Here is a 3,672-nt window from a genome sequence, read left to right on the forward strand (position 1 = left end):
AGCAGGGCTTGTCTCCATTTTTTCCATTGCCCGTCACGAGGCCTGGAAAAATGAAAATCAGATCAACCTTTTAAAGGTTCTGGGAGCAGATTTTAAAGAGATTCAGGCCATCACCCTGCTGGAGTTCGGGTTTATCGGGTTTACCGCAGCCTTGTTTGCTATCCTGTTGAGTTTTGGGTTTTCTTTGGCTATCTCCTGGTATTTTTTTGACAGCCTCTGGCAGTTTGACCTGGGGGTTTCCCTTATGATCCTTTTGTTGACCACCTGTATCTGCATGGGCACTGCCCTTACCGCATCCCGGAAAGTCATGAACACAAAACCGATCAAGCTTCTGGCAAATACCGGATAGAGTATGATTCCTTTTTTATTCAGGCAGTTTGCCCTTCAATAAATCCCCCAGTCCGGCAAACGGGGTATCGCCACCACCATTTTCCGAAGAATTGTCGGGTATTTCATGGTCATAGGCATCGGCAACCTGGTCCCGGGAGTGTTCATTGTCGTGGCAGTAAATGCACAACAGTTCCCAGTTACTGCCGTCCGGAGGATTGTTGTCATGATTGTGGTCTTTATGGTGCACGGTTAGCTCGCGCAGACGTTTGCCGCTGAATTCGCGACCACAATGGGCGCAGATCCAGGGAAAAAGTTTGAGAGCCCTTTCTCGATAGGTATTTTCCCGATCTTTTTTGAAGCGAAGCGCCTCTGAGACAGTCAGATTGGCAGTGTTTTTGTCCTTTGAAGGCATATGTTTTCTCCCTTAGATATAGATGATTCGATTAATGGGTTACTCTTATTGCAAAATCCGTGACTTGTCTGCAGTGTTGAATATAAAGCCATATCCCTTAAATGAATCAGTCCTTTTTTTTATAAATTTTCCATTTGTGTATGATGACACCACCTGCTCCCAAAATACCAGAGCAGCCTTGTTTTTCAATGTAATGGCAACTTCCCAATTGCCTGTGAACTGTGCAAATATGTGTTCAGCCAACTTATGGCCATGCCCTTTTCTCTCATGATCTTTTTGAATGTAGAACTCTGCCACTGCAAAGCCGTCATTATTGTACCGAAAGTGTTTATTGACCAAGGCAAAGCCGATAATAGATTCTGATTCCTTTAGAATATAAATGTACCGATCATCTGCAATCAAATAGTGTTGTAAATTTTTCAGAGCGCCCTTACACCACGAATCAAAATCATGAATTTCGAAAAATTGACTCATATAATCCAGATACTCTCTATAAATCGGTTTAATTTCATCAATTGTCTCTATCCGGGTTATCATCTTTTAGCTTATTTTATGTATCTGTTGAATTAGTTTTTTGAATCCATTGTTTTACGGTAAGCACAAAGCCATTTAAACCGCCTTGATTTTTAATGTTTACGGAATTCAGTAACATTAAAATCAGGATTATGGATTTTCTCCCAAAACTCCATGAATTCAACTGTAAATCGAGTGCTAAGTCAATGAGAAATAATTAATCCCGTTGTTTCCGGATTTTTATCCGCAGAATTTTCCAGTAATCGATCCAGTCCGTCCATTTTTTGTTATGCCTCGACAGTTGCATGAAAACTAAATATGAACAGCATGCTCCAAAGTATCTATAATCCATTGATTTAAACTTTTTTCTTCAGCAGTAGCAACACTGGCAAAATCTGCATGAAGATTATTTTTATTGCAAAATCTGCAGCTCGTCCGTGTAAATAAGATTGCTTGACCAATATGATGCAAAGTATTATTAATAGTTTTTTAAAAATGTTTAACGGAGTTTGATATGAATACCATAACAGCCAATCAATTAAAAACAAAAGGTATATCAGTGATTGAAAATAGCCTTACAGAAAATCATGAGTTGATCATTACCGTTCGAGGCAAAGAAAAATTTGTAATAATGGATATGAAACAATATAACTATTTAAGAGAATGTGAACTTGACGCTGCACTTCACCAAACTAAAGGTGATTATCAGGATGGAAATTTTGTTATTGAAAGTGTTGAAGACCATATAAAAAGAATAACTCATGACGTTTAAATTAATCTATACAAATAGTTATATTAAACGGGCTTCTAAATTTGCTAAAAGACATCCTGAGTTGTTGTCACAATATGAAAAAACACTAAAAATTTTAGAGTATGACCCAAATCATCAGTCTTTGAGACTCCATCCTTTAAAAGGTAAATTAAAAGATCTGTATTCAGTTTCTATAAATATATCCTATAGAATCACTCTTGAATTTTTTGTCACAGAAAAAGAAATAATTTTAGTTAATGTTGGGCACCATAATGAAGTCTATTATAGTTTATTTCACATGACCTCATTCTGTATTAAATAGTTTTGCCGGTGTCTTCATCCCAAAAGGCCTTTTCTTGCAAATTTACTTTTTCAATTAACTTCTGGCATGTTTTGTTGGTTACCTTTTCGAACCCCTCTTCCAGTAAAACTAAAACTTTTTTCATAGTGCAGTCATTGTGCTGGGCAACATAATTTTTAACGACTGCCCAACATGTTTCAATAGGTTGTAGTTCAGGGTGGTAAGGGGGTGTTCGTAAAATAGAATGGCCCTCTTTTCGAGCAATTCTATCAATCAAAAATTCTGGTTTTACTGCAAACCGTGAACATAAATCAAAAAGCTCTGATTTTAACATATCTTTGGTCCAGGGGATTTCATTATTTGACAACCATTCACGCAATCTTTTTACCGAATGATTTTTTTTGGGAAAGGCTTCTTCAACAAGCACATTATGGTAAGGCGCATTATCCATTAGAATCAATGAATTTTCTGGAATATTTTTAAGTAGTTTCTCTTGAAACCATTTTGAAAAATTATCCCAATTCATATTTGTGTGGTAATCACCTGTTTTTTTTGATGCCTTGAAAACAAGCTTTGAATTTGGAACCCATCCATCTTTTGTTACTGCGTTTAAAATAATTAAACGGTCACCTTTTCCAGTTGGTTTTCCAATAATAATACCGTCTTTCTCAAAATACCAAGTCTTGTCATTTGAATGATTTTTATTGATATATGATTCGTCCAGGTAAACTTCAGGGCGAATTATTTGACCTTTGTCATCACGATTAGCCAGTTTCTGCCTTAAATATTGCCTTCTCAAAATAACAATTCGTTCGCTTTCTTTGAGTTGTGCAGATCGAACTCCTGTCCCAAATTCAAACCCCCATCGCTGTAGTGCTCTCCATAGTGTCGTATGAGCAACATCACAATGTAACTCATCTCGCATATAATGACGGATTATTTCTACATTTACTTGATCACCATTTCTATTAGCCCTACGAATGAATTGACGAACATGGGGTACGACACCAGTCTCTACCGCATATGCGGGACGTCCTCGTTGCTGTGATTTGCTCCACCCAAGCCCGTCTTCCCCTTTTTTATTGTAAGCGGCCATGATCACTTTTACTGTTGATTCACTTATACCAAGGGCAGACGCGGCGAGCCGAGTGGCAGGGTTTCTCAAGCTGTCCGGGGTTGACTTCAAATTATCAAAATAATGCTTTACGTTTACTGCCATTTTACGCATTTCTGGCGTGAACTCGACGCCCTGAAACGACATATCTTCTCCTTGTATTTTTTATCATATCCCAAACTATAACGTTATTGTATGATAAAAAAATAGGAAATACAAGAGCAGTATGAAGTCAAATGAAATTAACTATA

7 protein-coding genes are annotated in these 3,672 nt (G+C 37.5%); 3 read left to right on the forward strand and 4 right to left on the reverse strand.

What is annotated here, in order from left to right; genetic code table 11:
- Positions 1-349: FtsX-like permease family protein (locus tag K8S13_RS17900; protein ID WP_291464646.1), on the forward strand; the 349-nt coding region annotated here is incomplete at its 5' end.
- A gap of 15 nt (positions 350-364) precedes the next feature.
- Here K8S13_RS17900 and K8S13_RS17905 read toward each other — a convergent pair.
- The 3 genes from K8S13_RS17905 to K8S13_RS25790 form a co-directional block, all read right to left on the reverse strand.
- Positions 365-742: a YajD family HNH nuclease gene (locus K8S13_RS17905; protein WP_291464648.1), complete on the reverse strand. Its 378-nt coding sequence runs from the start codon at positions 740-742 to the stop codon at positions 365-367.
- Between the two features lie 45 nt (positions 743-787).
- Positions 788-1,279, reverse strand: a complete 492-nt coding sequence (locus K8S13_RS17910; protein ID WP_291464650.1) for a GNAT family N-acetyltransferase — start codon at positions 1,277-1,279, stop codon at positions 788-790.
- Positions 1,280-1,567: 288 nt separating this feature from the next.
- A complete protein-coding gene (locus tag K8S13_RS25790) occupies positions 1,568-1,726 on the reverse strand; it encodes a toxin-antitoxin system HicB family antitoxin (protein ID WP_367172725.1) in 159 nt (52 codons plus the stop codon).
- A 43-nt stretch (positions 1,727-1,769) separates the two neighbouring features.
- Here K8S13_RS25790 and K8S13_RS17915 point away from each other — a divergent pair, with 43 nt between their 5' ends.
- Both K8S13_RS17915 and K8S13_RS25795 read left to right on the forward strand, forming a co-directional pair.
- Entirely contained in the window at positions 1,770-2,027 is a 258-nt protein-coding gene (locus K8S13_RS17915; RefSeq protein ID WP_291464652.1) for a type II toxin-antitoxin system prevent-host-death family antitoxin, read from the forward strand.
- Positions 2,017-2,328 carry a type II toxin-antitoxin system YafQ family toxin gene (locus K8S13_RS25795; RefSeq protein WP_367172726.1) on the forward strand — a complete coding sequence of 104 codons (312 nt, stop codon included), beginning with the start codon at positions 2,017-2,019 and terminating at the stop codon, positions 2,326-2,328. The genes K8S13_RS17915 and K8S13_RS25795 overlap by 11 nt, the downstream gene beginning before the upstream one ends.
- Here K8S13_RS25795 and K8S13_RS17920 read toward each other — a convergent pair.
- Complete coding sequence (locus K8S13_RS17920; protein WP_291464653.1) at positions 2,321-3,568, reverse strand: transposase; 1,248 nt, start codon at positions 3,566-3,568, stop codon at positions 2,321-2,323. The genes K8S13_RS25795 and K8S13_RS17920 overlap by 8 nt on opposite strands.
- Positions 3,569-3,672 lie beyond the last annotated feature (104 nt).

The organism is Desulfobacula sp., from assembly GCF_021107415.1.